Source organism: Streptomyces sp. NPDC005722 (genome assembly GCF_040630935.1).
Taxonomy (GTDB): domain Bacteria; phylum Actinomycetota; class Actinomycetes; order Streptomycetales; family Streptomycetaceae; genus Actinacidiphila.
In genome coordinates, this window is the sequence record NZ_JBEXYN010000027.1 from 88006 (window position 1) to 114905 (window position 26900).

29 protein-coding genes and 2 riboswitches are annotated in these 26900 nt (G+C 72.8%); of the genes, 19 read left to right on the forward strand and 10 right to left on the reverse strand.

Annotated features, from left to right (window positions below; genetic code table 11):
* Positions 1 to 13: 13 nt before the first annotated feature.
* From ABZ479_RS27360 to ABZ479_RS27370, 3 genes are read right to left on the reverse strand one after another with little or no spacing between them, the layout of a single operon-like run.
* The gene (locus ABZ479_RS27360; protein WP_500464015.1) at positions 14 to 1042 is read right to left on the reverse strand and encodes an ABC transporter substrate-binding protein; all 1029 of its coding nucleotides are present in this window, start codon (positions 1040 to 1042) and stop codon (positions 14 to 16) included.
* Positions 1043 to 1087: 45 nt separating this feature from the next.
* Positions 1088 to 1864, reverse strand: a complete 777-nt coding sequence (locus tag ABZ479_RS27365; protein WP_500464016.1) for an amino acid ABC transporter ATP-binding protein — start codon at positions 1862 to 1864, stop codon at positions 1088 to 1090.
* Positions 1861 to 2865 carry an amino acid ABC transporter permease gene (locus ABZ479_RS27370; RefSeq protein WP_500464017.1) on the reverse strand — a complete coding sequence of 335 codons (1005 nt, stop codon included), beginning with the start codon at positions 2863 to 2865 and terminating at the stop codon, positions 1861 to 1863. The genes ABZ479_RS27365 and ABZ479_RS27370 overlap by 4 nt, the downstream gene beginning before the upstream one ends.
* 340 nt (positions 2866 to 3205) lie before the next feature.
* Positions 3206 to 3318, reverse strand: a riboswitch (SAM riboswitch).
* Positions 3319 to 3487: 169 nt separating this feature from the next.
* Positions 3488 to 3591, forward strand: a riboswitch (SAM riboswitch).
* A gap of 201 nt (positions 3592 to 3792) precedes the next feature.
* Between ABZ479_RS27370 and ABZ479_RS27375 the strand changes: the two genes are divergently transcribed.
* Entirely contained in the window at positions 3793 to 4578 is a 786-nt protein-coding gene (locus tag ABZ479_RS27375; protein WP_500464018.1) for a glutathione S-transferase C-terminal domain-containing protein, read from the forward strand.
* Positions 4579 to 4653: 75 nt separating this feature from the next.
* Here ABZ479_RS27375 and ABZ479_RS27380 read toward each other — a convergent pair whose 3' ends face one another.
* Positions 4654 to 5160, reverse strand: coding sequence for a cupin domain-containing protein (locus ABZ479_RS27380; protein ID WP_500464019.1), 507 nt, complete (start codon positions 5158 to 5160; stop codon positions 4654 to 4656).
* 139 nt (positions 5161 to 5299) lie between these two features.
* Here ABZ479_RS27380 and ABZ479_RS27385 point away from each other — a divergent pair, with 139 nt between their 5' ends.
* The 11 genes from ABZ479_RS27385 (at position 5300) to ssuE (ending at position 16257) form a co-directional block, all read left to right on the forward strand.
* Positions 5300 to 5734: an RrF2 family transcriptional regulator gene (locus ABZ479_RS27385; protein WP_500464020.1), complete on the forward strand. Its 435-nt coding sequence runs from the start codon at positions 5300 to 5302 to the stop codon at positions 5732 to 5734.
* On the forward strand, positions 5731 to 6648 hold the full coding sequence (locus ABZ479_RS27390) for a DsbA family oxidoreductase (protein WP_500464021.1): 918 nt from the start codon (positions 5731 to 5733) through the stop codon (positions 6646 to 6648). The genes ABZ479_RS27385 and ABZ479_RS27390 overlap by 4 nt, the downstream gene beginning before the upstream one ends.
* Positions 6649 to 7136: 488 nt before the next feature.
* Positions 7137 to 8711, forward strand: coding sequence for an ABC transporter substrate-binding protein (locus tag ABZ479_RS27395; RefSeq protein WP_500464022.1), 1575 nt, complete (start codon positions 7137 to 7139; stop codon positions 8709 to 8711).
* A gap of 31 nt (positions 8712 to 8742) precedes the next feature.
* A complete protein-coding gene (locus ABZ479_RS27400; RefSeq protein WP_500464023.1) occupies positions 8743 to 9771 on the forward strand; it encodes an ABC transporter permease in 1029 nt (342 codons plus the stop codon).
* 2 nt (positions 9772 to 9773) lie between these two features.
* Positions 9774 to 10664, forward strand: a complete 891-nt coding sequence (locus ABZ479_RS27405; RefSeq protein WP_500464024.1) for an ABC transporter permease — start codon at positions 9774 to 9776, stop codon at positions 10662 to 10664.
* Positions 10661 to 11542: an ABC transporter ATP-binding protein gene (locus tag ABZ479_RS27410; protein ID WP_500464025.1), complete on the forward strand. Its 882-nt coding sequence runs from the start codon at positions 10661 to 10663 to the stop codon at positions 11540 to 11542. The genes ABZ479_RS27405 and ABZ479_RS27410 overlap by 4 nt, the downstream gene beginning before the upstream one ends.
* Complete coding sequence (locus ABZ479_RS27415) at positions 11539 to 12408, forward strand: ABC transporter ATP-binding protein (protein WP_500464026.1); 870 nt, start codon at positions 11539 to 11541, stop codon at positions 12406 to 12408. Before ABZ479_RS27410 ends, ABZ479_RS27415 begins: the two co-directional genes overlap by 4 nt.
* 27 nt (positions 12409 to 12435) lie before the next feature.
* Positions 12436 to 13776, forward strand: coding sequence for an NtaA/DmoA family FMN-dependent monooxygenase (locus ABZ479_RS27420; protein ID WP_500464027.1), 1341 nt, complete (start codon positions 12436 to 12438; stop codon positions 13774 to 13776).
* Positions 13777 to 13800: 24 nt separating this feature from the next.
* Positions 13801 to 14841, forward strand: a complete 1041-nt coding sequence (locus ABZ479_RS27425) for an LLM class flavin-dependent oxidoreductase (protein WP_500464028.1) — start codon at positions 13801 to 13803, stop codon at positions 14839 to 14841.
* Position 14842: 1 nt separating this feature from the next.
* Entirely contained in the window at positions 14843 to 15643 is an 801-nt protein-coding gene (locus ABZ479_RS27430; protein WP_500464029.1) for an alpha/beta hydrolase, read from the forward strand.
* A gap of 56 nt (positions 15644 to 15699) precedes the next feature.
* The gene (gene ssuE / locus ABZ479_RS27435; protein ID WP_500464030.1) at positions 15700 to 16257 is read left to right on the forward strand and encodes an NADPH-dependent FMN reductase; all 558 of its coding nucleotides are present in this window, start codon (positions 15700 to 15702) and stop codon (positions 16255 to 16257) included.
* Positions 16258 to 16287: 30 nt separating this feature from the next.
* On the opposite strand, the gene ABZ479_RS27440 is transcribed toward ssuE, so the two are convergent.
* A complete protein-coding gene (locus ABZ479_RS27440) occupies positions 16288 to 17166 on the reverse strand; it encodes a LysR family transcriptional regulator (protein WP_500464031.1) in 879 nt (292 codons plus the stop codon).
* A 155-nt stretch (positions 17167 to 17321) separates the two neighbouring features.
* Here ABZ479_RS27440 and ABZ479_RS27445 point away from each other — a divergent pair, with 155 nt between their 5' ends.
* Positions 17322 to 17861, forward strand: coding sequence for a universal stress protein (locus ABZ479_RS27445; protein WP_500464032.1), 540 nt, complete (start codon positions 17322 to 17324; stop codon positions 17859 to 17861).
* A gap of 91 nt (positions 17862 to 17952) precedes the next feature.
* Positions 17953 to 18195 carry a hypothetical protein gene (locus tag ABZ479_RS27450; RefSeq protein WP_499600980.1) on the forward strand — a complete coding sequence of 81 codons (243 nt, stop codon included), beginning with the start codon at positions 17953 to 17955 and terminating at the stop codon, positions 18193 to 18195.
* Positions 18196 to 18307: 112 nt separating this feature from the next.
* Here ABZ479_RS27450 and ABZ479_RS27455 read toward each other — a convergent pair whose 3' ends face one another.
* Complete coding sequence (locus tag ABZ479_RS27455) at positions 18308 to 18700, reverse strand: SCO5389 family protein (RefSeq protein ID WP_500464033.1); 393 nt, start codon at positions 18698 to 18700, stop codon at positions 18308 to 18310.
* A gap of 61 nt (positions 18701 to 18761) precedes the next feature.
* Positions 18762 to 19724 carry an ATP-binding protein gene (locus ABZ479_RS27460; RefSeq protein ID WP_500464045.1) on the reverse strand — a complete coding sequence of 321 codons (963 nt, stop codon included), beginning with the start codon at positions 19722 to 19724 and terminating at the stop codon, positions 18762 to 18764.
* Between the two features lie 276 nt (positions 19725 to 20000).
* On the opposite strand from ABZ479_RS27460, the gene ABZ479_RS27465 reads away from it, so the two are divergent.
* Positions 20001 to 21164 (forward strand): GTP-binding protein, encoded by a 1164-nt coding sequence (locus tag ABZ479_RS27465; RefSeq protein WP_500464034.1) that lies wholly within the window; start codon positions 20001 to 20003, stop codon positions 21162 to 21164.
* Positions 21165 to 21280: 116 nt separating this feature from the next.
* On the opposite strand, the gene ABZ479_RS27470 is transcribed toward ABZ479_RS27465, so the two are convergent.
* On the reverse strand, positions 21281 to 21583 hold the full coding sequence (locus tag ABZ479_RS27470; protein ID WP_500464036.1) for a hypothetical protein: 303 nt from the start codon (positions 21581 to 21583) through the stop codon (positions 21281 to 21283).
* A gap of 388 nt (positions 21584 to 21971) precedes the next feature.
* Here ABZ479_RS27470 and ABZ479_RS27475 point away from each other — a divergent pair, with 388 nt between their 5' ends.
* On the forward strand, positions 21972 to 22400 hold the full coding sequence (locus tag ABZ479_RS27475) for a Fur family transcriptional regulator (RefSeq protein WP_500464037.1): 429 nt from the start codon (positions 21972 to 21974) through the stop codon (positions 22398 to 22400).
* Positions 22401 to 22522: 122 nt separating this feature from the next.
* On the opposite strand, the gene ABZ479_RS27480 is transcribed toward ABZ479_RS27475, so the two are convergent.
* Together ABZ479_RS27480 and rpmF are read right to left on the reverse strand one after the other, a co-directional pair.
* On the reverse strand, positions 22523 to 23710 hold the full coding sequence (locus ABZ479_RS27480) for a GTP-binding protein (RefSeq protein WP_500464038.1): 1188 nt from the start codon (positions 23708 to 23710) through the stop codon (positions 22523 to 22525).
* Positions 23711 to 23715: 5 nt separating this feature from the next.
* Positions 23716 to 23886: a 50S ribosomal protein L32 gene (gene rpmF / locus ABZ479_RS27485; RefSeq protein WP_500464039.1), complete on the reverse strand. Its 171-nt coding sequence runs from the start codon at positions 23884 to 23886 to the stop codon at positions 23716 to 23718.
* Positions 23887 to 24125: 239 nt separating this feature from the next.
* Here rpmF and ABZ479_RS27490 point away from each other — a divergent pair, with 239 nt between their 5' ends.
* The 3 genes from ABZ479_RS27490 to ABZ479_RS27500 are packed head-to-tail and all read left to right on the forward strand — an operon-like array spanning position 24126 to position 26859.
* Complete coding sequence (locus ABZ479_RS27490; RefSeq protein WP_500464040.1) at positions 24126 to 25055, forward strand: metal ABC transporter solute-binding protein, Zn/Mn family; 930 nt, start codon at positions 24126 to 24128, stop codon at positions 25053 to 25055.
* Positions 25052 to 25957 carry a metal ABC transporter ATP-binding protein gene (locus ABZ479_RS27495; RefSeq protein WP_500464041.1) on the forward strand — a complete coding sequence of 302 codons (906 nt, stop codon included), beginning with the start codon at positions 25052 to 25054 and terminating at the stop codon, positions 25955 to 25957. Before ABZ479_RS27490 ends, ABZ479_RS27495 begins: the two co-directional genes overlap by 4 nt.
* Positions 25954 to 26859 (forward strand): metal ABC transporter permease, encoded by a 906-nt coding sequence (locus tag ABZ479_RS27500; RefSeq protein ID WP_500464042.1) that lies wholly within the window; start codon positions 25954 to 25956, stop codon positions 26857 to 26859. The genes ABZ479_RS27495 and ABZ479_RS27500 overlap by 4 nt, the downstream gene beginning before the upstream one ends.
* The last annotated feature ends 41 nt before the right edge of the window (positions 26860 to 26900 follow it).

Sequence of the window (26900 nt, forward strand, 5' to 3'; positions counted from 1 at the left end):
GGCGGACGGGGCGTCAGGTGTTGTCGAGCGGCAGTCCGGGCGGGTCGACCTCCGAGGTGCCGACGGCCTCGTTGGACAGGTTCCAGGCGGCGAGCCACTTGGCGTACTGCCCGTTCTCGATCAGGTGGTTGATCGCGGCCGCGACCGGCTTCGCGAGCCCGCTGTCCTTCTTCGCGGTCGCGGCGATCAGGCCCTGCAGGCTCGCACCGGCGCCGGAGAACTTGCCCGCGTTGCGGGTGGGGTGGGGGGTCGTGGCGACCTGGGTGACGTGGTAAGCGATGCCGGGGTTGGGGCCGAAGTAGGCGTCGATCTTCCCGCCGCTGAGCGCCAGATAGGTGCTGTTGTTGTCGGGGAAGTACTTGACGGTCAGCTCCTTGCCCTCCGCCTGGAGCTTCTTCCGCCACTCCAGGAGGATCTTCTCCTGGTTGGTGCCGGCACCGACGGCGACGGTCTTCCCGGCGAGGTTCCGGTAGTCGTCGGCGAAGTTCCAGGTGCTGCCCTTGAGGACCTCGAAGGCCAGGTTGTCCTGCCGGTAGGAGGCGAACTCGTACTTCCGCTTGCGTTCCTCGGTGTCGGTGACGTTGGAGAAGGCCACGTCGACCTTGCCGCTGTCGATGCCGACGAAGAGGTTCTCCCAGGTCGAGTTCTTGAGCTCGGGCTTGAGCCCCAGCACCGCCGCGACCAGGCGGCCGAGATCGGGCTCGGCGCCGGTGAGGGTCTTCTGGTCGCTGCCGACGTACGCCAGCGGCGCGAAGCCGGCGGGCAGCGCACCTACGCCGATGACCAGCTCGCCCTTGTCGGCGACCGCCTTGGGCAATCCGGCGCTGATGGACTTCACCTCCGTCACCTTCAGCGTGGTCTCCTCGGCCGCGCCGTTGGACAGGCCGCCCACGGTGACCGTTCCGGCGGAGGATCCCGCGCCGATGGTGGCCGAGGCCTCGCTGTCGGCCCCGCAGGCGGCGAGTGCGCCGGCGAGGAGGGTGAGGGCGGCGGTGGCCGTCAGGGTACGGATGAGTCTGCCGCGAGGGCGAAGAGTGTGCATGGCCGTCCTTGTGTCGTTCGTCGGTCGGTGGGTGTGGAGAACGGGTCAGAGGACCTTGCTGAGGAATTCCTTCGTCCGCTCGTGTCCGGGGTGGTTCAGCACCCGGTCGGGCGGGCCCTGTTCGACGATCCGGCCCTCGTCGAGGAAGACCACGCGGTCGGCGACCTCCCGGGCGAAGCCGATCTCGTGGGTGACGATCACGAGGGTGGTGCCGCTGGTGGCCAGGTCCTTGATGACGGACAGCACCTCGCCGACGAGCTCGGGGTCGAGGGCGGAGGTGGGTTCGTCGAAGAGGATCACGCCGGGGCGCAGCGCGAGGGCCCGGGCGATGGCCACGCGCTGCTGCTGGCCGCCGGACAACTGCCGGGGATAGGCCGCGGTCCGGTCGGCCAGGCCCACCCGGCCGAGCAGGCTGCGGGCCAGCTCCCGCGCCTCCGGCTTGCGCAGCCGGCCGGTCGCCACGGGGGCGGCGGCCACGTTGTCGAGCACGGTGAGGTGCGGGAAGAGGTTGAAGTTCTGGAAGACGAAGCCGATCCGGCTGCGCTGGGTGAGGATCACCCGCTCGCTCAGTTCCCGGAGCCGGGTACCGTGCCGGCGTACGCCGATGAGCTCCCCGTCCAGACTGACGTGGCCGGCCTCCGGCTTCTCCAGGTGGTTGATGACCCGCAGCAGCGTGGACTTGCCGGAACCGGACGGCCCGATGACGACGGTGACCTCCCCGGGCCGGACCGTGAGGCTGATCCCGTCCAGCACCCGGTGGGCGCCGTACCATTTGTGCACGTCGTGGACCTCTACGGCGGCCGGCCGTATGTCGCTGGTCATGTCGCGGTCTCCGTCCGGACGCGGGCCCGCAGGTCGCCCAGGGCGATCCGCAGTTTCTGCAGGGGGGTCGGCGGGACGGTGCGCAGCGCGCCGCGCGAGTAGTGCCGCTCCACGTGGAACTGGACGACGGAGACGACGCTGGTGAGGATCACGTACCAGACGGTGGCGACCAGCAGCAGCGGCACGATGTCGCCGGGGTAGGTGCTGCCCATGCTCTGGACCGAGCCGAAGAGGTCGAGCAGGGAGACGTAGAAGACCAGTGAGGTCCCCTTGATCAGCCCGATGAGCTGGTTGACGTAGTTGGGGACGACGGACCGCAGCGCCTGCGGAAGCACGATCCTGGCGGACTGGTAGCGCTTCGGCAGGCCGAGCGCGGCGGCCGCCTCGTGCTGGCCCTGGTCCACCGAGAGGATTCCGGCCCTCACCACCTCCGAGGCGTAGGCCGCCTCGTTGAGGCTCAGACCGACGACGGCCACCACCAGGTCGGTGGCGAGCCTGGACTCGTCGAAGGTGAGGAAGGCCGGCCCGAAGGGCACGCCGAGGCTCAGCGTCCGGTACAGCGCGCTGAAGTTGTACAGGAACAGCAGCACGACGATGAGCGGCACCGAGCGGAACAGCCAGGTGTACGTCCAGCTGACGGCGCGCAGCACCGGGCTGCCCGAGAGCCTGGCCAGGGCGAGCGCGATCCCGCCGAGCAGGCCGAGCACCGCGCTGTACGCGGCCACCTCCAGGGTGATGAGCAGCCCGTCCAGGATCACCGGCCGGACGAACCAGTACGCGAAGCGGTCCCACTGGTAGAAGGGGTTGGTCGCCAGGCCGTGGACGATCTGGGCGACGAGCACCAGCACGACCGCCGTGGCGAGCAGGCGTCCGCGCCGCCGCAACGGCAACACCCGTTGTGCGGTGGGCGGTCGTGGTGCGGGAGGCGTTCCGCCGGCGGACGCCGCGGGCGGGGGCGGCGCAGGGCGGGAGGACACGGCGGTGCCGGGGGGATCGGTCATGGGGACTCCAGCGGTTCGGTACGCCCCGGTCGCGCACGCGGCAGCGGCCCCGCCGGGATCGGGTGTGCGGCGGGCGTGGCGACGGGGCGGGGAGGCGGGCGGAGCGGGCCTGGGCGGGAGGGCGCGCCGCCGCGTCAGCGGCGGGGGCCGGGGTTCAGGAGGCCGTCAGCCTTGACAGAGGGCGCGACGGGGCGCGGTACACGCGCGACAGGAGTCGCCGGGGACGTGGTGCGTGGCGGCGGGGAGGCACCGGTGCGACGGGACGCGGCCGTGGGGCCGCCGTGCGGCGTTTCCCTGGGCTGCGCGCATCGTCGTCACCGTCACCGTTCCGCCCCGCGGGGCCTCGCGTTCACCGTCGTCATCGGACCGTACGGTCCGGTCGTCATCCGGGGCGTCCCACCGCGACACAGGGTCGCCGGTCGGCGAGCCGGGCTCGCGCCGGAGCTCATGACCGATCTGCGGCGTAAGTTAGGCACGGCCCATCGGGAATGTCAACGACGCCGTCTCACATGGTGAGCGGTCCGATGAGACGCGTACGCCTCCCTTGACGCACGGGGTTTGACGACTCGACACTGATGGGCAGGTCACGATCGTCAGCGCCCACGACGCCGCTCCGCGGCGCGGTGGGTCATCGGCCCCGGCCCGCTGACCGGCAACCCTCACATCGCGGTGGGGTGCCCCGGGTGACGACCTGGTCCCGCCGGCGCGGCGGGGCAAGCGCGGTCCCGCCTCCCGCGGGCCCCGAGCCGGGGAGGCGGACATGCCCAGGGCACGAGCCCTCCTCCTCACCCGGCGGCTGCACATCGACTTCCTGCGCGTCTGCAGCTCGTCCGGCACGGCCGGCTGACACCCACCCAGGACCTTCAGCCGTCCCGCCGTCGGTGCCCCCATGGGGCGGCCGGCGGCCCGCCACGCCTTGGAGAGGGCATGACCGAGACGATCCCGCACGACCCCGGCCTCCACGTCTCCTGTTCCGCGCTGCCGCGCACGGCCCGCCCCGACCGCTTCCGCAGCCGCATCGGCGTCGACCTCGCCGGCGGCTTCTACCCGGCGCCGCGACGCTACGAGTTGTTCCTGTCGCCGGGGTGCCCGCTCTCGCAACGGGTCGCCATCACCCTCGACCTGCTGGGGCTGCGGGACTCCGTCGTCACGACGCCCGTTCCCGCGGGGGCCGCCGGCAGCGCCGCGCTCGCCGCGCTGCGCGGAGCCTACGAGGCCACGTGGCACCGCTACGACGGGCCGCTGACGGTGCCCGCGCTGTGCGACCGGTGGACGGGGCGGGTCGTCAGCAACCACACCCCGGACATCCTCGGGGACCTCACGGGCCGCCTCGGCACCGACGGGTGTCCTCCCGCGCCCCCGCTTTGTCCCCCGGCCCTCATGGCCGGCATCGAGGCCGTCCGGCACATGGTCGACACGGGCGTGACGGGAGCCGCCGAACTGGCCACGGACGGGCCACCGGCCGACCGTGACGCGGCCCTGCGGACCCTGCACGCCACCCTCGACCTGCTGGACCGCCGGCTGGCCTGCGGACCCTACGTCCTCGGTGGCCGGCTGACCGCCGCCGACGTCGACGTGTGGGTGGCCCTCTCCCACCTCGCGAGCGGCCTGCTCTGCTCCTACGGCCACCTCACGGCGTACGTCGCCCGTCTCGGCGGGCACCCGGCGTTCCGTGCGCAGCGGACGGCCGCCGCGCTCGCGTCCGCCCCCTGACGCACGCAGCCGTCCCCGCCCGCGCCACGGGGGCGGAGGGTGGGGACGGCTGCGTGGGTCAGGCTGTCCGGATGCTCAGGCGTCCTCGGCCGGAAGGGCGTACAGAGCGGGGAGGTTGACCACGATCGCCTCCTGGGTGCTGCGGGCGATGACGACCACCGCCTCCTCGTCGGGGTCGGGGTTCTCCTCGCGGTGCGGCACGAACGGGGGGACGAAGACGTAGTCGCCGGGCGAGGTGCGCAGGCGCACCTCCTGGGGGGCGTCACCCGAGTCGTCGAGGAAGACGAACTCGGGGTGCCCGCTCACCACGTGGATCGCGGTCTCGGACTCGCCGTGGTGGTGGTCGGAGGACGAGGTCGCCGGGGCCACGTGGGTCTGGCCCATCCAGAGCTTCTCCGACCCCACGGTCCGCCCGCTGATGGCGGCGAACCTGCGCATCCCGCCGGTCTGCGCCGTCTCCCCGTCCAGGGCGTCCGCGCGGATGTGGTGCAGCCGCGTGTGCAGGGGCGCCACCCCCTGCCCGGAGGTGTCGTGGAGATGGGGGTGGAAGCCTTCACCGGGATTCGTCAGGGGCTCGCTCATGGCCGGGACGCTAGAGCGGCCCCGAAAAGGATGTCAAGAAGTGTCCATTGTGCTTCACCTGCGGCAATGCTGCCGCAATGTACGGAGCACGGCGGCCGAACCCCCGGGCGGCGCAGACCGGTTGGGGCATGATGGGCCCATGCATATCTCCGCGAAGGCGGACTACGCCACGCGGGCTCTGCTGGAGCTCGCCTGTGAGCCTGCCCGCCCCCTGACCTGTGAGGCCATCGCCTCCGCGCAGCAGATCCCGTTCCGCTTCCTGAAGTCCGTGGTGGGCGAACTGCGCAAGGCCGGGCTGGTGCGCAGTCAGCGTGGCTGCGAGGGCGGCTACTGGCTCGGCCGGCCCGCCGGCGAGATCACCCTGCTGGACGTGGCGCGCGCCGTGGACGGCGAGTTGATCACCCTGCGGGGGGAGTCGCTGGCCGGGCTCGGCTACCCCGGTCCGGCCGCCGGGCTGCCCGGGGTGTGGCGCCAGGTCGAGGCGGGCGCGGCGGCGCTCCTCGGCGGGGTGACCCTCGCCTCCCTACTGCCGGGGGCCGCCGCGGAACGGCTGGACCGGAAGGGAGCCGCGTGACGGCCCCGGCTCCTCCGCCCGCCGTGGAGGTGGTGGAGTACACCGATCCGCTGTGCCCCTGGGCCTGGGGTTCGGAACCGGTGTTCCGCAGGCTGCGGGCCGCGCTGGGCGGCCGGGTGCGCTGGCGCCGCGTGCACGGCGTCCTGTTCGACGTCGACGACGACCCGGCGCCCGACCCCGCCGCGGAGACCGCCTGGTACGCCCGGCACGTCGAGGAGATCAGCGCGCACACCCGGGCGCCGCGGGCGGAGCGGCTGAGCCGGGTGGCGGCGAGTTCCTGGCCCGCGTCGCTGGCCGCCAAGGCGGCCGAGCTGCAGGGCGACGAGGTGGCCGGGCGGGTGCTGCGCCGGCTCCGGGAGACCGTGTTCGTGCTCGGTGAACCGGCCGACACGCCCGCGCTCGCGCTGGCCGCCGTACGGGGCACGCCGGGACTGGACCCGGTACGGCTCGCGGCCGACGCGGCGGCCGGCGAGGTCCTGGCGCGGGTACGGGCCGACCGGGCGGAGGCACGGCGCCCGGTGCACGAGGCGCTGGCGGCGCGCGGCCCGTCGCCGCACCCCGGAGCGGCGAAGGAGACCGGCGACGGCGGGTACCGGTACGCGCTGCCGACGCTGCTCGTAGGTGCCCCGGCCGGGCAGCGCGTGGTACCCGGCTGGCGGCCCTACGAGGAGTACGCCTGCGCCGTCGAGGAATTGTGCCCGGGGCTGCTGCGGACCGCGGATCCGCTGCCCCCGGACGAGGCGCTGCGGCGCTACCGGAGCCTCACCGATCCCGAGCGGGCCGTGCTGGTCACCGGGGCCTGGCCGCCACCGGAGGCGGTCCGGGTGGACACCGGGAACGGCCCCCTGTGGCTGCACCCCGAGGAGGCCGCGACGCACCCGGCCACCGCTCGCGGCGCTCGCGCCGTGCGCTGAACGGGCTCTGATTCGCCGTCACGGACCCGTCCCGCCAAATGAGACACCAATTGGTGTCTATTGACAGCCGCTCGCGGCGCTCGCCAGGATGAGCAGCATGCTCACGACGCACCCCGGTGTGGTGTGCCGCTACGTGGACCTGCGGCGCACCTGCAGCGCCCTCTGTCGCTGACCGGCCGCCGCCCACGGCCCACAGGCGCCTGACCTCATCCGTCAGCACCGGCCGCGCCGCCGCCCCGTCGAGCCGCGCCCGCCGTCCGCGCCGCCCTCTCTGCGCTTCGCCGCCTTCTCCCACCGCATCCCGGTGAGTCCCCGCGTACCCCCGAACGCCCCGCCCTGAGCGCGGCGTGCCCGGTGTCTGCCCGCCAGACCCCGTCGGCACGGCCGTACCGGCACGGGACGGCACCGGGCGCGGGTGCGCGCCGTGCCCGCCGCCATGCCCCCGCCTGCCCTGAGCCGGTCCGGGGGCCCTCGAAGAAAGCACCCACATGCCCGGACGACTCACGCCCAGCCGCCCCGGACCCGCCTCCCCTGCCGCCCGGCGCCCGGGCCGGCTGCGCACCGCGGCCCTCGGAACCGCCCTCGTCTCCGTCCTCGTCCCCGCCCTCGGCGCGTGCGGCGGCGGCACCGGCGCGTCGACGGGGAGCGCCACACTGAAGTGGGCCTCCTCCTACTTCCCCGCCCACTGGGACCCGGTGGTCTCCGGCAGCGGCGCCCAGTTCCGCGAACTCGCCCTGGTCTACGCCTCGTTGACGCGCACCGACGAGAACGGCAAGGCCGTCCCCGACCTCGCGAAGAGCTGGGAGTACAACGACAAGGGTGACGAGATCACCTTCCACCTCCGCCCCGGCCTGAAGTTCAGCGACGGCGAGCCGGTCGACGCGGCAGCGGTCAAGGCGGCGATCGAGCGGGCCAAGAAGCAGAAGAACTCGGCGCTCTTCGGCGACCTGACCTCGATCGCGTCGGTGGACGCCGACGGCCTGGACGCGGTCGTCCACCTCACCCAGGTCGACTACCAGATACCCCAGTTGCTCGGTGAGCGCGTCCTGCAGATCGCCAGCCCCAAGGCGGCCGCGGCCCCGCAGAAGCTGGACCAGCACCCCGTCGGCGCCGGTCCGTTCGTGGTGAGGCAGCTGATCCCCGGCACCAAGGTGCTGCTCAAGAAGAACCCGGACTACTGGGACGCGAAGAACATCCACATCGACGAGGTGGAGCTCATCTCGGCCCCCGACGCGTCGACGGTCGTCTCCGGCCTCCAGACCGGCGTCTACAACTTCGCCGACCTGGAACCGAGTCAGGCGGAGGCCGCCGAGAAGGCCGGCCTGGACGTCTTCGTGCAACCGGGCTTCAACGCCTCGAACCTCAGCCTCAACGTCAACAAGGCGCCGTTCGACGACGGCAGGGTCGTCGACGCCGTCCGCCACGCGGTCAACCGCAAGGAGTTCGTCGACAAACTGACCTTCGGCTACGGCGAGGCGACCGACCAGCCCTTCCCGCCGGGGTACGTGGCCTACGACCCGAAGTCCCGGGACCCGTACCCGTACGACCCGGCGACGTCCCGCAAGCTGCTCGCCGAGGCCGGCCACAAGGCGGGCGACATCACGCTCGACCTCGTCATCCCGGCGGAGGACCCGCAGGCCGAGATCGTGCAGGCGCAGCTGGCCGCGGTCGGCATCACCGTCCGCATCAAGGTCGACAAGAACTGGGCCACCCCGTTCTTCGCCAAGGACCTGACGTTCTCGCTCTACGGCACCACGGGGCGGGACTCCGCGGTGCAGACCCTCACCGCGCACTTCGGGCCCGACGGCCCGCTGAACCTGAGCACTCCGTACGAGCCGGCCGGCTTCGGCGCGGCCGTGGCGAAGGTCCGCCGCACACCCCTGGACTCCCCCGACTACGTGGGGAACCTCCAGGCGGCGACCCGGGCCGGGCTGCAGAGCAAGGCCCTGGTCTTCACCTACTCCTCGCCCAACCTCTTCGCCAAGAGCAGGGCGATCTCGGACCTGCCGAAGAACCCGGCCCACATCGACTGGACCGGCGTGACCATCGCCGGCGGCAGCTGACCACCGTCCACCACCGAGGGGAGGCATCCTCATGACGACGACCGCCGCGCCGGTCGCCCTCACCCCCCGTCGCGGCGTCGCCGCGGCCAGGGCCCGGCACGCCGCGGGCCGGATCCTGGCCGCCCTCGCCCGGTCCGTCGCGATCATCGTGCCCGTGTTCCTGGTCGCGACCTTCGTGACCTTCGCGCTGCGGGCGCTGAGCGGGCTCAGCCCCGCACGGATCCAGCTGGGCGAGGACGCGACACCGCAGGCCATCGCCCGGGTCGAGGCCCAGTGGGGGCTCGACCGGCCGTTCCTGGTCCAGTACGGGGACTGGCTCGACGGCATCCTGCACGGGCGGCTCGGCACCAGCTGGGCCAACGGCGCCGACATCTCCACCCTCATCGGGCTCGGCCTGGGCGTCAGCCTCTCGGTCGCGACGCTGGCCCTGCTCATCGGGGTGGTCGTGGGCTTCGCGCTGGGCACGGTGGCGGCGCTGCGCAGCACCACCTGGATCGACCGTGCGATCACCGGGTTCGTCACGGTCATCTCGGTGATGCCGGCCTTCGTGGTGGGCATCGCGCTGGTCGTCGTCTTCGCCGTAGGTCTCCACTGGTTCCCCTCCGGCGGGTACGTGCCGGCGGAGCAGGGCGTCGGGCCGTGGCTGGCCCACATCACCCTCCCGGCGGTCGCGCTGAGCTTCGACGTGGTCGCCGACGTCGCCCGCCAGCTGCGCGCGGGCCTCGTGGCGGCCCACCGCGAGAACTACGTGACGGGAGCGGTGGTGCGCGGCCTGAGCCCGCGGCGGATCTTCTTCGGTCACGTCCTGCGCAACGGCCTCGGGCCGGCGCTCGCCACCCTCGGACTGAAGTTCCCGGCCCTGGTGGGTGCCTCCGTCGTCACCGAATGGATCTTCGGTCTGCAGGGCTTCGGCAGGTTCGCCAACGACGCCGCCCAGGCCGGGGACGTACCCGCCGTCCAGGGCGTCCTCGTCGTGTCGATCGTCCTGGTCGTCTCCTTCAACCTGATCGTCAACCTGGTGCTGGCGCGTGTGACGCCGGCGTCCCAGCGGGGGGTCTGACCATGGTGCGCCGCGTCCTCTCCCTCACCTCCGGCCGGATCGCCGCGATCGTGCTGACCGTGATCGCGCTGCTGGCGCTGCTCGGTCCCTGGCTCGCACCGCACGATCCCCTGGCCACCGGCGACAACACCCTGGCCGCCGCCTCGGGCTCGCACTGGCTGGGCACGGACTACCTCGGCCGTGACGTCCTCAGCCGGCTCCTGGACGGCTCGCGGGTCAGCGTGCTCGGTTCGCTCGAAGTCGCCCTGACGGCCCTGGTCGTCGGCGCGGTGCCCGGCATCCTGTCCGTCTACTGGGGCCGGGTCTTCGAGTGGACGACCCTGCGCCTGGCCGACACGCTGGTCGCGCTGCCCTTCCTGCTGTTCGCCGTCGCCGTGGTCGCGCTCCTCGGCAACGGACTCACCCAGGCCATGCTGGTCACCGGCGTGCTGGTGTCACCGCTGTTCTACCGGGTGGCCCGCGCCGCCACCCTGGCCGTGGCGCGCTCGCCGTACGTGGAGGCGGCGCTCGTCTCCGGTGCCTCGACGGGCTGGATCGTACGCCGCCACGTGTGGGGCAAGATCCTCCCGCCGGTCGCGGTCGCGCTCGCCCAGACCATCGGCGTCGGTTTCGTGATCGTCTCCAGCCTGACCTTCCTCGGCATCGGCGTGCAGCCGCCGGCACCCACCTGGGGCGGCCTGCTCGCCTCCGACCTGGGCTACCTCAGCCACCAGCCGTGGGCCCCGGTGGCCCCCGCCCTGCTGATCATGGCCACCGTCTGGGCGAGCAACCTGCTCGCCGACGCGATCCGCGACGTCTCCGGCGAGGCGGGACGCGCACTCCTCGACCACCGCAGGGCCCGCGCCGACCGCCTCGGCAAGCCCGACCCCGCCCCCTCCGGAGGTTCGCGATGACGACCGTGTCCGAAGGACTGCTCCCCCGGCCTGCCCCGGACGCCGCGCCGGACACCCCGGCACCGCCGGTGCTGTCCCTGCGCGACGTGCGCATCGGCGACCCGGCCGGCGACCGCGAGATCGTCCACGGGGTGAGCTTCGACCTCGCACCCGGCAAGGCGGTCGGCATCGTCGGCGAGTCCGGCAGCGGCAAGACCCTCACCTGCCGCGCGGCACTCGGCATCCTGCCCGCGCGCTTCCAGGTCACCGGTGGGTCGATCGAGATCGACGGCACCGACATCGCCACCCTGACACGGGCCCAGTGGACGGCCCTGCGGGGCGCCACGATCAGCGCGGTCTTCCAGGACCCGGCCTCCTACCTCAACCCCTCGATCCGGGTCGGCGCGCAGATCGCCGAGGTCGTACGCGCCAAGAAGGGGAAGCGGCGCCGCGAGGCCCGCCGGCAGGCCGTCGAACTGCTGCGGACGGTGCAACTGCGCGATCCGGAACTGGTCTACGGCAGCTACCCCCACGAGTTGTCCGGGGGCATGCTCCAGCGCGTCCTGATCGCGGCGGCGATCGCCGCCGGCCCGCGGATCCTCATCGCCGACGAGGCCACCACCGCCCTCGACGTCACCGTCCAGGCCGGGATCCTCGACATGCTCGCCGAACTGCGCGAACAGGCGGGGCTGGCCCTCGTCGTCGTCTCCCACGACCTGGCGGTCGTCGCCCAGCTCTGCGACGAGGTCGTCGTCCTGCGGGAGGGCGAGGTGGTCGAGCAGGGCCCGACCCGCGCGGTGCTGCACGACCCGCGGCACGAGTACACCCGTCTGCTGATCGCCGAACACGAGCAGTACGGCCTGGACAGGTTCCTCACCGCGAAGGAGGACGCATCATGACCGGCGAACCGCCGCGGACAGCGCCGGCCGGCGGTGCGGACCCCGCCGGTCCCGTGCTGGAGATCACCGGCCTCGACGTGCACCACGGCCTGCGCCGCCGGCGCCGCCAGGCGCTTCGCGGGGTGTCCCTGACCGTCGCGCCCGGCGAGGCCGTCGGCCTCATCGGCGAGACGGGATCCGGGAAGTCCACCCTGGCCCGGGCCGTGCTGGGCCTGGTGCGCGCCTCGGCCGGGTCGGTGGTCGTCGGCGGGGAGGACGTCACCCGGCACGGCCCGCGCCTGTGGCGCGCCCTGCGCCGCCGGGGCGTCGTCCAGTACGTCTTCCAGGACCCCCTGCGCAGCCTCGACCCGGACCTCACCGTCGAGGAGTCCCTCACCGAACCGCTGCTCCTCCAGGGCGTCCCCCGCGAGGAGGCGGCCGATCGCGCGCGGGCGTTCCTTCCCCGCGTCCGCCTGCACGAGGAGCTCCTCGGCCGGCTGCCCGGTGAGCTCTCCGGCGGGCAGCGCCAACGGGTCTCGGTGGCCCGGGCGCTGGTCACCGGACCGCGCCTGGTCATCCTCGACGAACCGGTGAGCGCCCTCGACGCGGCGAACCGCGTGCAGGTCCTGGAGATCCTCAAGGAGCTGCGCGCCTCCGGAGTGGCCCTGGTCTTCATCTCCCACGACCTCGGCTCCGTGGCCGGGGTCTGCGACCGCGTCGCCGTGCTCCACCAAGGCGAACTGGTCGAGGTCGGCACCACGCACGACGTCGTCAACCACCCCCGCCATCCCTACACGCGCCTGCTCGTCGGCTCGGCGCCCACCCTGCGTTCCGCCCCGGCGGACCGGGCCGAACGCGAGGCGCTGCGCGCCCTGCTGCGCACCTGACCCCACGACAGACAGGAAACAGCCACCATGCCCCGCAGGATCCACCTCGCGCTCCACCCCTACGGCGTCGGCGGCCCCGGCCAGCACGGCCTGTGGAAGGACTCCCGCGTCGCCAAGAACGCCAGCACCGACATCACCTACTACATCGCGCAGGCCAAGGCGGCCGAACACGCCCTCTTCGACGCCCTCTTCATCGTCGACAGCCAGTTCATCAACGCCACCTACCCCGCCCACTACCTCAACCGGCTGGAGCCGCTGACCCTGCTGTCGGCGGTCGCCACGCACACCCGTCACGTCGGGCTGGTCGGCACCGCCAGCTCGACGTACAACTCGCCGTTCAACCTCGCCCGCCGCTTCGCCTCGCTCGACCACATCAGCGGCGGCCGCGCCGGCTGGAACGTCGTGACCAGCTTCGACACGGGCACCTCCAGGAACTTCGGGTTCGACGAGCACCTGGACTACGCCTCCCGGTACGGCCGTGCCCTGGAGTTCGTCAAGGTCGCCCGCGGCCTGTGGGACTCCTACGAGGACGACGCCTTCCCGGCCGACGTGGAGCGGGGCGTCTTCCTCGACCCGGCCAAGCTGCACGCGCTCGACCACGTGGGCGAGCACTTCAGGGTCGCCGGCCCCCTCAACCTCTCCCGGTCCCCGCAGGGCCAGCCCGTGATCTTCCAGGCCGGCGTCTCCGAGGAGGGCCGCGACCTGGCCGCACAGGTGGCCGAGGGCATCTACGCACCCGGGGGCACCCTCGGGCAGGCGCAGGAGTACTACGCCGACATCAAGCGGCGCACCGCCTCCTACGGCCGCGACCCCGACCACATCAAGATCTTCATCCACGGCGGTCCGGTGGTCGCGGCCACCGACGAGGCGGCCCGGCGCCGCGAGCGGGAGATCTTCGAGGAGGACAACGACTTCGACCGCAACCTCGCGCTGCTCGGACGTTCCTTCGGCGCCTACGACTTCAGCGTGCACGACCTGGACGCGCCCTTCCCCGACGTCGCGCACCTCGCGGAGAAGGGCGGACGCACGGGCGCGGCCAGGATCATCGAACGGGCAAGGGCGGAGGAACTGACCCTGCGCCAGGTCGCGCAGTCGGCCAACGAGTTCCGCACCTCCCCGTTCGTCGGCTCGCCGCGGACCGTCGCCGACACCATCGAGCAGTGGTTCGACGCCGGCACCTTCGACGGCATCAACCTCGCCTTCCGCACCACCGACGAGCTCGAACTCTTCGTGGACGGCGTCGTGCCCCTCCTCCAGGAGCGCGGCCTGTTCCGCACCGCGTACGAGGCCGACACCCTGCGCGGCAACCTCGGCCTGCCGGTCCCCGCCAACCGCCACACCCGCGAGCGCCTGCTCGTGGCCGACTGAGCACCGAACGGGACGGACAAGGCCATGACCACCGAGCACCCGCGCCTGCGACTCGGCTTCCTCACCCACGTGCAGGGCCGCGACGACGACCCGGTCCGCACCTACCGCAACGCCCTGGAACTCTTCACCGCCGCCGACGAACTCGGCTTCGACGCCGGCTGGGTGGCCCAGCACCACGTCCCCCTCGGCGGCGGGGGGCTGTCCTCGCCCTGGACGTTCCTCGCCCACGCCGCGGCGCGCACCACCCGGATCCGGCTCGGCACCGCCGTCACGATCCTCCCGCTGGAGGACCCGATCCGGCTGGCCGAGGACGTCGCCACCGTCGACACCCTCAGCGGCGGCCGTGTCGAGATCGGCGTGGGCAGCGGCCACAACGGCCTGGAGTACGCCGCCTTCGGCCGGGACGTCGCCCGCAAACGCGAACTGACCAGCGAACACCTCGACGTACTGCGCAGCGCGCTGGCACGTGAGGAGGTCGGCGCGCCCGGCTTCCGCATCCAGCCGGCCGCCGGCGACTTCGGCGACCGCATCTGGCAGGGCGCCTTCAGCACGCAGGGCGCCGCATACGCGGCGGCCGCCGGGTCGAACCTCCTGCTCAACCGGGCGGCGTACGGCTTCGACGCCCCGACCGACGTGGTGCAGCACCCATGGGCGGACGCGTACCTCGACACCTGGGACCGGCCGCGCCGCCCGCGGATCGGGCTGTCGCGGTTCGTGTTCCCGGCCAAGGACCGGCGGACGGCGCTGGCGCAGATCGGCGAGGACGTCCACCGGGCGGCGCTGCGCATGGCGGAGAGCGGCGCCTTCCCGAAGGGCCTGGACCTGGACGAGGCGCTGCGCCGCTTCCACACCTTCTTCGGGCATCCCGAGGAGATCGTCGCGGCGCTGCGGCGGGAGCGGGTCCTGCCGGTCGCGACCGACCTGATCACCCAGTTCAACCCCGCCGTCCCCGACCACGACGCGGCGCTGCGCGCCCTGGAGCTCATCGCGACGCAGGTGGCGCCGGCCCTGGGCTGGCGGCGCGCATCCGAACCCCGGCCCCGGCCCCAGCCGGCAGGAGTCTGAGATGACCGAGCGGACCGACCGCATCGACCACGACCACAGCGAACACACCGACCACCACGGCCCCGAGGGCCTGCTCGTCCGCGGCACGGTCGTCGTCGTGCCGGGCCGCGGGGAGACGCGGGCGACCTACGCCCGCTTCGCGCGGCGGCTGGCCGCCGACGCCTACCGCGTACGGGTCGTCGACCCCCCGGAGCCGGACGCGGACGACCCGGCCGGTTCCCTGACCCGGTTCGGCGAGCGCCTCGCGGACGCCATCGAGGGCACCGCGGACGGGGGTGCGCCCGCCGCCCCCGTCGTCCTGGTGGGCGCCGACTCCGGCGCCGTCGCCGTGGCCGCACTCCTGGGCCGCCCCGGCCGGGCCGGCGTCCGGCCGGACGGCGTCGTCCTCGCGGGGCTTCCCGGCCGGGCGACCCCCGCCGGGGACGGCGGCTGGGACGGGGAGCTCGACGTCCGCACGTCCTGCCCCACCCACCGCGACACGCTCACCCGGGACCCGCGCGTACGCCGGGGCTCGCTGGGCGAGGCGGTGCCCGACGCCCTCCTCACCGCTGCGTACGAGGCCGGACTCGCCCCGCCCGCGCTCTTCCTCGCCGGTGACGCCGACCCGCTCGCCGATCACGACGCACTCGCACGCGCCGCCAAGTCCCAGCGCCGCGCCCGGCTCTCGGTCGTCCGCGGCGCCCACCACGACGTGCTCAACGACGTACAGCACCGCTCCGTGGCAGCCGAGGTCGTCACCTTCCTGGAGACGCTGCGCAACGGTCTGGTGCCCGTCGTGGCCGTGGAATCCAGCACCTGGTGACCGCGCCGAGGTCCCCGCTCGTCCCCACCCCGCCCGCCCGAACCCGGAAGGTCCCCATGGCCGTCATCCTGTCCGTCTCCGGAAGCCCCTCCGCCACCTCCCGCACCGCACGGCTGCTGCGCCACCTGGACGACCGGCTGCGGCTCCAGGGCCACGAGGTGGTCCCCCTCGACGTGCGCACGCTGCCCGCCGACGCCCTGCTCGGCGCCGACCTCCACCACCCGGCCGTCACCGGGGCCGCCGCCCTGTTCCAGCGGGCCGACGGGGTGGTGATCGGCACGCCCGTCTACAAGGCCGCCTACTCGGGCCTGCTGAAGTCGCTGCTCGACCTGCTCCCGCAGTTCGCCCTCGCCGACAAGACCGTGCTGCCGCTGGCCACCGGTGGCACCACGGCCCACGTCCTGGCCATCGACTACGCGCTGCGCCCGGTGCTGAGTGCGATGGGCGCCACCCACATCGTGCCGGGGTGGTTCACGCTCGACAAGGACCTCACCGTCGCCGAGGACGGCACACTCACCGTCGCGCCCGCCACCGCCGACGCCCTGACGCAGGTCACCGACCGGTTCTCCGCGGCGTTGGGAGGCCGTACGACCGTGCTCGCGCCCACGGGGTGAGCCCCCGCCCGCCGTACGCCGCGCGCGGGGTCACCTCGCGGGGCCGGCCTCCTCGCACAGGTCGCGGATCGCGGTCACGTGCGGGTGCCAGGGACGCGTGGCCGGGCCGGTGAGGAACAACCGCCTCTCCACCCGCGGCAGTACGGGGACGAGGGTGAGGCCCCCGGACAGCATGCTCCCGGCCAGGGAGGGGACGACCGCGACGCCGAGACCGGCCTCGACCATGCAGAGCAGGGTGCCGAGTTCGCGGATGTGCTGGGTGGGGCGGTACGGGACCCCGGCCAGCGCGTGGAGTTCCCGCAACTGGTCCTCGGCGCCGGAGGTGGTGGCGAGCAGCGGGTCGTCCAGCAGGTCGGCCAGTTCGATGGAGTCCTCACCGGCCAGCGGGTGGTCTCCGCGCATGACGGCTTCCAGCACGTCGGTCCCGACCGGGGCGGCCCCGCGGGGCACCGGGTCGGGGTCGATGAGGACCGCCGCGTCGACCGTGCCGCCCTCCAGCCACTGCGTGATCTCCTCGGCGAAGCCCTCGAAGATCCTGACCTCGACGTGCGGGGCGCGCTCGCGCCACAGGTTCAGCAGCCGGGGCAGCAGGCCGTGCGCGGCGGTCGGCGGCACGGCCAGGGTGATCGTGCCCGCGGCTCCGGCGTGGTGCCGGGCGGCCGCCGCCGCGGCGAACGCCCGTGCCGCGGCGAGCGTGGCCCGGGCGTGCGGCAGCAGGACCTCGCCCAGGGGCGTGGGCCCGACGGGGGCGGCGCGCCGCAGCAGTTCACCCTGCACGGCGCGCTCCAGCGACGCGAGCGAGTGGGACACCGAGGACTGGCTCATGCCGAGCGCGGCGGCGGCCGTGCCGAACCCCCGGTGGTCCGCGATCGCGACGAACACGCTCAGTTGCCGCAGGGTCACGTTCATCGGGACCTCGCATCACGGGATGAATGCCATCGATTTGCCTCATCCTATGACGCGCGGCCACGCTGGCAGGGCTCCCGCACGACCGAGAGAGGCGACGTCACCATGCCGAACGCGACTCCGGGCTCCTCCCCGGCCGCCGTCCCGGGGGCCGGCGCGTGACCGGCCGGGCGGGACGCGGCGGCCGGGTCGTCGTCGGCGCGAGCGGGTCCCTGGCCAGCCTCGCGGCACTGCGCCGCGGCCTCCGCGAGGCCCAGGCCACGGGCCGCCCCCTCCTCGCCGTCATGGCGTGGGAGCCGCCGGAGGGCGAGGTCCTCTACCGCCTGCGGCCCGAGTCCTCGTGGGCGGACCTCTGGGCCGAGGCGGCGGCGTGGCGTCTGGAAAGGGCCTTGGAGGAGGCGCTGGGCGGCACGGCGCAGGGGGTGCGGATCGAGCGGTGGGTGGTCATGGGCCGCCCGGGGGCGGTGTTGTGCGCCGTCGCGTCGGGCGCCCGCGACCTGCTGCTCGTCGGCACGGCCCGGCCCTCGCGGACGCCGACGGGTCTGCACCGCAGGCCCGTGCAGCGGGCCGTCCTGGCGCACGCGGTGTGCGACGTCCTGATCGTCGCCGGGCCGCGGCTGCTGCCGCGCGAGGCGCGCCTGCTGCGCCGCGGCCGCAGGCGCGACGCCCGCCTGAGGGCCCGTCAGGCCCGGCGCTGAGCCCGGACTCCGGCGGCTCTCGTACCCGTACGGCACCCGCACCCGCACCCGCACCCGCACCCGCACCCGCACCCGAGGAGGGAACCCCCGCATGACCCGAGGGACCGGCCCCGCTCCGCACTCCGATCCCCGCAGGGCACGCGAGTGCCGGACCTGCCGCGGCTGGGGAACGCTCGTCGCCGCCCCCGGCGGCCTGGCCCTGTGCCGGGGCTGCCAGCTCCCCCGGCAGCGGTCCGGCCCTGCCGTCCCGTACGCCCAGGAGACTCCCCCGCCCCGCGCCGCCCGGTACGCCTCGGCCGCCCCGGCCGTCCGCTGCCCGTCCGCGGAGCGCTGAGAGCGCGGCCCCCTCCGGCGCAGACCCCCCGAGCGGCGAGTCCCGCCGCCGCGCCGGCACGTGTGTGGGGGCCCGCAGTACTGCGGGCCCCCACACACGTCCCCGGCCGGGGTCAGCAGTCGCGGAACTCCGGCGATTGGTTGAGCACCTGGGACCGCACCGAGGTGAAGCGGGCGTGGAACTCGCCGCCCTGGTCCTCGGGCCGGAAGACGGCGACCCGGTGGCAGTTCTGGAAGGCCAGCGTCACCCCGAAGTGCCGCTCCAGGCTTCCGCGGATCGCGTCGCTCGCCAGGGCCCGCAGCAACTGGCCACGTTCCTTCTCCGACGGCGGAGGGGTCCGGTTGTCGGCGAAGGCCGCGCCGCCGGCCCGCAACTGGTCCACGAGTGCGGCGATCAGGTCGTAGGCGTAGGGCAGTGAGGTGCGGACGGTGTCGACGAAGTCCTGCGGGTCGACGTCGCCGCTCTCGGCGTCGGCAAGCAGCCGGGGCGAAACATCCAAGGACATGGCGGGGTTCCTTTCGGGTGGCGGGTCGGATCTTCTGCTGCGACAGGTCGCCCGGCGGTCTTCAGGCCGCAGGCGTCGTCAGCGCGGCGGGGCCGTGCCGGAACTCGGGGTCGATCTGGTCGGCGAGGTTGCCGCCGGTGGCCTGGTCCGCCCATGCGGCGGCGTTGCGGAGGTGGAACTCGACGGCGTGCGCCTGGAACGCGGCCCAGTCCTTGGAGCGGGCGTCCAGGGCGGCCCGGAGCTTGCGCAGGGCATGGAGATTGTGCGGCTCGAGTTCTCCCTGACCGCGGCCCTGTTCCCGGGCCCGGACCCAGGAGGAGTGCGCGCAGTAGGCCAGCAGGTCGTCGCCCACGTGCTCCTTGAGGAAGCGCAGGTCGTCCTCGTCCTGCACCTTGTTGCCGACCACGGCCAGGGGAACGCCGAACTCCGCGGCGTGGTCCCGGTACTGCCGGTACACCGACACGCCCTTGCGGGTGGGCTCGGCGACCAGGAACGTCATGTCGAAGCGTGTGAACAGCCCCGAGGCGAAGGCATCGGCGCCCGCGGTCATGTCGACGACGACGTACTCGCCGGGGCCGTCCACGAGGTGGTTGAGGTAGAGCTCCACCGCGCCGAGCTTGGAGTGGTAGCACGCCACTCCCAGGTCGCTCTCGTCGAAGGCGCCGGTCACCATCAGCGGGACCCCGTTGACGGACTGCACATGCCGGGCGTGCACCGGATCGTCGCCGAGGAGCCGCAACAGCCGCGAGCCCCGCCCGGGCGGCGTCGTCTTGATCATGGCCTCACGGGACGGGATCCGCGGGTTGGTTCCCCGCAGGTGGTCCTTGAGCTCGCCCACCCGGGCACCGAGGGGCGGAGCAGCGAAGGAACCACCATCCGGCAGCCCGAGCGCGTGCGCCAGGTGCTGGTTGATGTCCCCGTCGATGGCGACGACCGGCGCGCCCGACCGGGCCAGGTACCGGGCGAAGAGGGCCGACAGGGTCGTCTTCCCGCTGCCGCCCTTGCCGACGAACGCGGCACGCACCGTCACCACCACCTTTTGAAAATGGATGTCATGTTCCAAGACTCCTCAGCCACGGGGAGCGGTGTCAAATCCGGTAGGCCAACCGGCTTCATTCGCAACGCAGTTCGAAGCCGAGAGGGGTCCGGGGCACTCGTCGGGCCGCGGCGAGCGTCGCGCCGGGAGGGCTTCGGGGGTGGCGGCGGCATGCTATAAAAATGGAAACCATGTTCATTAGATTGACGTGGAGCCTCTGCCAGGCGGTCCGGGGCAGCGCCGATCCGAACCGAGGGGGAACCCGTGCCCAAAGGTCGTCTGACGGTGGCCATCGGCAATACCCCCGCGTCCAGGGGCGCCGTGGTGGACCGGCTGTCGCGGGCGCACCCGGACGCCGTGCTCCTGGCCGTCTCCGTCCACCACCGGGACGGCCGCTACCCCTTGGTGCAGCGCTTCACGGTCGGCGCCCATCCCGGCGCCGTCCCGTCCACACCCCGTGGCGCCACCGGAGACCCCGCCGTCATCGTCCACCAGGACCTGATGGCCCTGCGCGGGGCGATGGGGAACCCGAGCGTCATCCTCGCCCTCCCCGACGAACTGGACACCCTGTCGTTCGTGGTGGAGCTCTGGCATCCCCGGGTGGGCCACAGCGCCCTGGAGGACCACTACGAACCGGCCCCCACCGTCATGGGACTGGACCCCGAACCGTTCCTCACCGACCTGAAGTGCGTCCACCAGGCACGACCCCTCTGGGACGGCCGCAACGGGGCGGCGCCGACGACGACCGCGGAAATCGCCGCCCGCCAAGTGGAAGCCGCCGACCGCCTGTTCGTCCTCGGCACCTCAGACGGTCGCCCGGGCGCCGACAGGGCCGAAGTCCTCGCACACCACGTGAACCCCGCGGCAGCGCTGCACGATGCGGACGGCGGCGGCGACGCCGACGCGCCCGCCGGCGACACCGCACTCCTCGACGCCTGGCGACACCGCCTGGAGCCGGTACGCGTGCTTCGCGTCCACGAGGCCACCGGCCACGACATCGGTTCCTTCGTGTGGCGGGCCCGCAGACCCTTGCACCCCCGTCGGCTGGCCGACGCGCTCGGGGCCGTCATGTCCGGAGTGCTGCGCAGCCGCGGCCACCTGTGGCTCTGCAGCCGTCCCGACACCGTGGTCCTCTGGCGATCCGCCGGTCCCCACCTCGAACTGCTCGAATCGGGTCACTGGCTGCGCGAGGACGACGCCTCGTCATGGCAGGCCGCCTCCGCGCAGCGCAGGACGATGGCCTCCTGGTTCTGGCACGAGCACTTCGGCGAACGCCGCAACGAGATCGCCTTCACGGGCGCCCCGCTCGACCACCACCGCATTCGCGGCGCCCTGGACGCGGCCCTGCTGGACGACTCCGAACTCGCCCTGGGCCCACGGAAATGGGCATCCGTTCCCGACCCGCTGTTCTTCGAACCCGGCCCGTGAGCCGCGCCCCGGCGTCGGGTCGGCAGCGTTCCCGCGAGGCCGGCGCAGTCGTGCCGTGGGCCCGGGAACGCCGGCCAGGCGTCGGGCGGCTGCGCCCGCCGGCCGGGGAAGCCGCGTCAGTGGTCGTCCCAGTGGCCCTCGTGGGCCGCGTGACGGTGCCCGTCGTGGACGTAGTCGATGTGGTTGCCGTGCGGCACGGCGACATGACCGCATCCCTCAGCGTGCTGGTGGCTGTGCCCCTCGTGGGCCACGTGCGCCGTCGCGTCGCATTCGTCGATGTGGTCGCCGTGGCCGCGATGGAGGTGTCCGTCGTGGGCGTAGTCGGTGTGGTCACCGTGCGGTACGGCGACATGGCCGCAGCCTTCGCCATGGGTGTGCTGGTGCTGATCGTGCGGACGGTGCTGGTCCGTGCTCTGCATCGGGACTCCTTTCGTGGCGCCTCGCACGCTCACGGGACGCCGGTCACGTGTCACCGCTGAAGCATCGTCGACCGATAAGCAGCGTAGCGCCGGATATGTACCCATTGCCCGTCGGCGCCCGCACCGCCAGGCGCCCACAACTGCCGCACGCGTCGCAGAAGTAGATGGTTTTGAAATTCGTTATCATCTACTCTGGAGGAACCCGGCCCTCCGCCGCCACCAGCCCCGCGACCGTCCAGAGAGACCTTCATCGTGATCGCTGCCGCGACTCCACGCATCCGCCCTCGGCCGTTCCTCGACGACTCCATTCCGCTGTGACACCCGGCGACGAGCCCGCCCACGCCGTCACGTACCGCCGATGCGCTGACGCCCCGACCTGGAGGCCGGCGTGACGACCACCCCCCACGACGGGGAGGTGGCCGTGCCGGGCGGCCGGCGCACCCCTCAACGGAAATGGGTCCTGGACGCGCTGATCGACGGCAACGGCTTCGTCAGCGCACAGGCCCTGTACACCCGCCTGGTCCACCTGGGCAGCCCGGTGGGGCTGAGCACCGTCTACCGGACCCTCAGGGTCCTCGCCGAGAGCGGTCGCGCCGACATCGTCCGGGACACCAACGGCGAGCGGCTCTTTCGCTACCGGCCCTCTGCCGAACACCGGCACTACATCCTGTGCCGTCGCTGCGGACTCAGCACGGCGGTCGAAGCCGCAGCGGTGGAGGCGTGGGCCAAGACCGTCGCCACCTTCTCGGGCTTCGCCGAAGTCGAGCACACCGTCGAACTCACCGGCCTGTGCCCGCAGTGCCGCGCACGGGCATGAACGTCCGCACCATCCGGTACGGCCACGCCCGCGGGTCCGGCGACGGGGGCCCGCCGCCGGCGCCCACGTGGTCGTCCGGATCCGCGAGCGCCCGGGGCGTTCCGGCCCTCGCCGGCCGCCTTTCAGGGGTGCAGCGTCAACCGGGCTTCGTGCTCGTGCTCATGCTCGTGCTCACAGGCGTCGCCCACCTCGTGGACGAACCACTCGGGGAACGGGTCGGTCGCCACGACGTCGTCCTCGCCGGCCACGAGACAGGCCGACAGCGCCGCGTGCAGGGCTTCCGGTCGCAGGCCCACTCCGATGAACACCAGCTCCTGGGCGTGGGCCGAGTCATCCTCCGGAGCGCCGGACGGCTCGAACCGCGCCACGGAACCGGCCTGCGACCACAGCCCCGTCACCTGCGGTCTGCTGACCAGGCGGAAGAAGCCCTTGGAACGCAGGACCTGCCCGAACGCGCCGCTGTCGAGGCCTTCGGCGACGAAGTCCCACAGGCGACCGGGATGAAAGGGGCGGTCGGAGCGGAAGACCGTGCTGGAGATGCCGTACTCCTCGGTCTCCGGCACATGGTCCCCGTTGAGCTCCATGACCCAACCGGGCGCCTCCTGAGCCCGTTCCAGGTCGAACCGCCCGGTGCCGAGCACCTCCCGCACATCGACCCGACCGTGCCGGGCCGGCACGATGCGCGCGACCGGGTTGAGGCGCGTGAGCGTGGCCCGAAGCCGGTCGGCGGCCTCCTCGTCCACGAGGTCCAGCTTGTTGAGCACGATGACGTCCGCGAACTCGATCTGGTCCATGAGCAGGTCGCTGACCGTACGTTCGTCGTCCTCGTACTGGTCGAGTCCCCGCTCGGCGAGACCGTCCCCACCCGTGAGCTCGGTCAGGAAGTTCGCGGCGTCGACGACGGTGACCATGGTGTCCAGCCGGGCCAGCTCGCCGAGCGTCGTCCCGTCGTCGCGGGGGAAGGCGAAGGTCGCGGCCACCGGCATCGGCTCGGAGATGCCGCTGGACTCGATGAGCAGGTAATCGAAGCGATCCTCCCCGGCCAGCCGGGCCACTTCTTCCAGCAGGTCGTCCCGCAGGGTGCAGCAGATGCAGCCGTTGGTCATCTCGACCAGGCGTTCCTCCGTGCGGGACAGGGCCGCCTGGCCGCCGCGCACCAGCGCGGCGTCGATGTTGATCTCGCTCATGTCGTTGACGATCACCGCGACACGAAGGCCCTCGCGGTTGCGCAGCACATGGTTGAGCAGCGTGGTCTTACCCGCGCCGAGGAAGCCCGACAACACGGTCACGGGCAGTCGATCGTGTGCCACGCCCGTCAGCCTTCCGGGCGGAGCAGGCCGCGCTCGTAGGCCTTGGCGAGCCTGCGAGGGACCCGGTGCACCGAACCGTCCACGACGACGGGGACCAACACGGCCGGGGCGGCCTTCCACCGGGCCCGGCGATGACGGGTGTTGCTGCGGGACATCTTGCGCTTCGGTACGGCCACGGCAGATCACTCCTCGATGGGGTCGGCGCCACGCTATATGACAATGGTTTCCATTCCAAAAAAGCCCCTCGCCGCCACTCCGGACGCGGGACGGCGCCCCCGGCCGCGGCTCGGCAGCCCCCGAGAGGTTTTGCCCCGGCCGAGTCGATAGTGGTATTCATTTTCATCTAAGCTGCCGATGGGCGTGGCCGTGAGCCCGCTCCAACGACTCCCCTTCGCAGGCCTTGGAGGCTTCCTTCATGTCCCAGTCCACTTCCCGCCTTGCCGTGCTGCTGGCCGGTGCCGCGTCGCTCAGCCTGCTGACCGGCTGCGGGGGTTCCTCCGACGACACCGCCAGCGACAAGAGCAGCGGTTCCGCGCCCAAGGTGACCGTCGTCGCCTCCACGAACGTCTACGGCGACATCGTCGAGCGCATAGGCGGCGACCGGGTCGACGTCACGTCGATCATCAGCGACCCCGACCAGGACCCGCACTCCTACGAGGCCGGCACCCGCAACCAACTCGCCCTGTCCAAGGCGAAGGTCGTGGTGGAGAACGGCGGCGGCTACGACGACTTCATCGACCGGATGCTGGGCAGCGGCAACGCCTCCGCGGACGTCGTCAACGCCGTCGAGGTCTCGGGCCGCACCGCTCCGGCGGGCGAGGAACTCAACGAGCACGTCTGGTACGACTTCCCCTCGGTGAGCAAGGTCGCCGACCGCATCGCCGACGCCCTGGGCAAGGCGGACCCCGCCAACGCCGGCACCTTCACCGAGAACGCGGCCGCCTTCAAGAAGAGCCTCACCGCGCTGGAGGACAAGGAGGCCGCCCTCAAGTCCGCGCACGACGGCGACGGAGTGGCGATCACCGAGCCGGTGCCCGTGTACCTGCTCGAGGCGTCCGGACTGGTCAACCGGACACCCGAGGAGTTCAGCGAGGCCGTCGAGGAGGGCGACGACGTGTCCGCCAAGGTCCTCAAGACCACGCTGGACCTCTTCTCCGGCAAGAAGGTCGAGGCCCTCGTCTACAACGAGCAGACCTCCGGCGCCCAGACGGAGAAGGTCAAGTCGGCCGCCGAGGCGGCCGGCGTACCCGTCGTGCCCGTCACCGAGACCCTGCCCGCCGGCAAGGACTACCTGACGTGGATGAACGACAACGTCGACGCACTCGCCGACGCCCTGAACAAGTGACCCGGCAGCCCTCAGCGCAGGTACCCGGACCCCGCACGGGAGACGTCGGCGCCAACGCCGAGCCGGCGCCGCTGATCCGGATCAGGAAGGGCGGTCTCCGGCGCGGGGACCGCACCCTCTGGGAGGGACTCGACCTCGACGTGGCGCCCGGGCAGTTCTGGGCGGTGCTGGGACCGAACGGCTCCGGCAAGACCAGCTTGGTCCAGGCCCTCCTGGGCCTCCGGCCGCTCTCCCACGGCACCCTGCGCGTGCTCGGCGACGATCCCCGGCGCGCCGCGCGCCACATCGGCTACGTACCGCAGCAGGGCACCGCCCCCGCGCACGAGATGGTGCGCGCCCGCGATCTCGTCGGCTACGGCCTGGACGGACACCGGTTCGGACTGCGCCGGCGCGACGCCGCCACACGGCGGCGCATCGACGCCGTACTGGAGTCCGTCGGAGCGTCGGCGTACGCGAACGCGCCGCTCGGCACCCTCTCGGGCGGCGAGCGGCAGCGCGTCCGCATCGGCCAGGCACTGGCCACCGACCCGCGCGTGCTGCTGTGCGACGAGCCCACGCTCTCCCTGGACCTCCACCACCAGCGCGCGGTGACCGAACTCATCGACCGCAGGCGCCGGGACCACGGGACCGCCGTGGTGTTCGTGACCCACGAGGTCAACCCCGTCCTCGACCTCGTCGACCGGATCCTCTACCTCGCCCCGCAGGGACACCGCACCGGTACGCCGGAGGAGGTGCTGACGTCGCGGTCCCTGTCGGCGCTGTACGGCTCCCGGGTCGACGTCCTGCGCGTACGGGGCAGGATCGTCGTCGTCGGAGCCCACGACCAGCAGGCCGTGCACCACCCGGAACACCCGGGAGCGGACGCCGAGGACGCACACGAGACCGACGGAGCACGCCCATGACAGCGACCGGAACGTGGCAGCAGCTGTTCGACTTCCAGGACTACGGCGCCCTGCTCGGCCTGGTGCGCAACTCCCTCATCGTGGGCGGGGTCCTGGGGCTGGTCGGCGGGCTCACCGGGGTCTTCGTGGTGCTCCGCGACCTGCCCTTCGCCGTGCACGGGATCAGCGAACTGTCCTTCGCGGGCGCCTCGGCGGCCCTGCTGCTCGGGGTGAACGTGGTGGCGGGCTCCATCGCCGGATCGCTCATCGCCGCCTCGGTGATCGGCGTACTGGGCACCCGCGCCCGGGACCGGAACTCGGTCATCGGCATCCTGATGCCGTTCGGGCTCGGCCTCGGCGTCCTGTTCCTCGCCCTCTACAAGGGACGTTCGGCCAACAAGTTCGGCCTGCTGACCGGTCAGATCGTGGCCGTCGACGACCCGCGGACCGGATGGATGCTCACCGTCTCCGTGCTCGTGCTGATCGCCCTCGCCGCCATCTGGCGTCCGCTGACCTTCGCCAGCGCCGACGCGCAGGTCGCCCGGGCACGCGGCCTGCCGGTCAGGGGGCTGTCCGTGGCCTTCATGCTCATCCTGGGCATCGCGATCGCCCTGTCGGTACAGGTCGTCGGAGCACTCCTGGTCCTCAGCCTGGTCGTCACCCCCGCCGCGGCAGCGAGTCGGGTGACAGCCTCTCCGGTGCTCCTGCCCCTGCTCAGCGTGCTGTTCGCCGTCGTCGCCATAGAGGGCGGCATCCTCCTCGCCCTCGGCAGCAGCATCCCCATCAGCCCCTACGTGACGACGATCTCGTTCCTCGTGTACGTCATGTGCCGGCTGATCGGGCCACGTCGCACTCAACGCGTACGGGCGACCGCCGACGTGACGGGAGTCGCCGGCGCAGCGGTGCTCCCTGGTCGGACGTAGAACGAGCGCGGCGGGCGCCGCGGTCCCCACCCCCCGGGGCG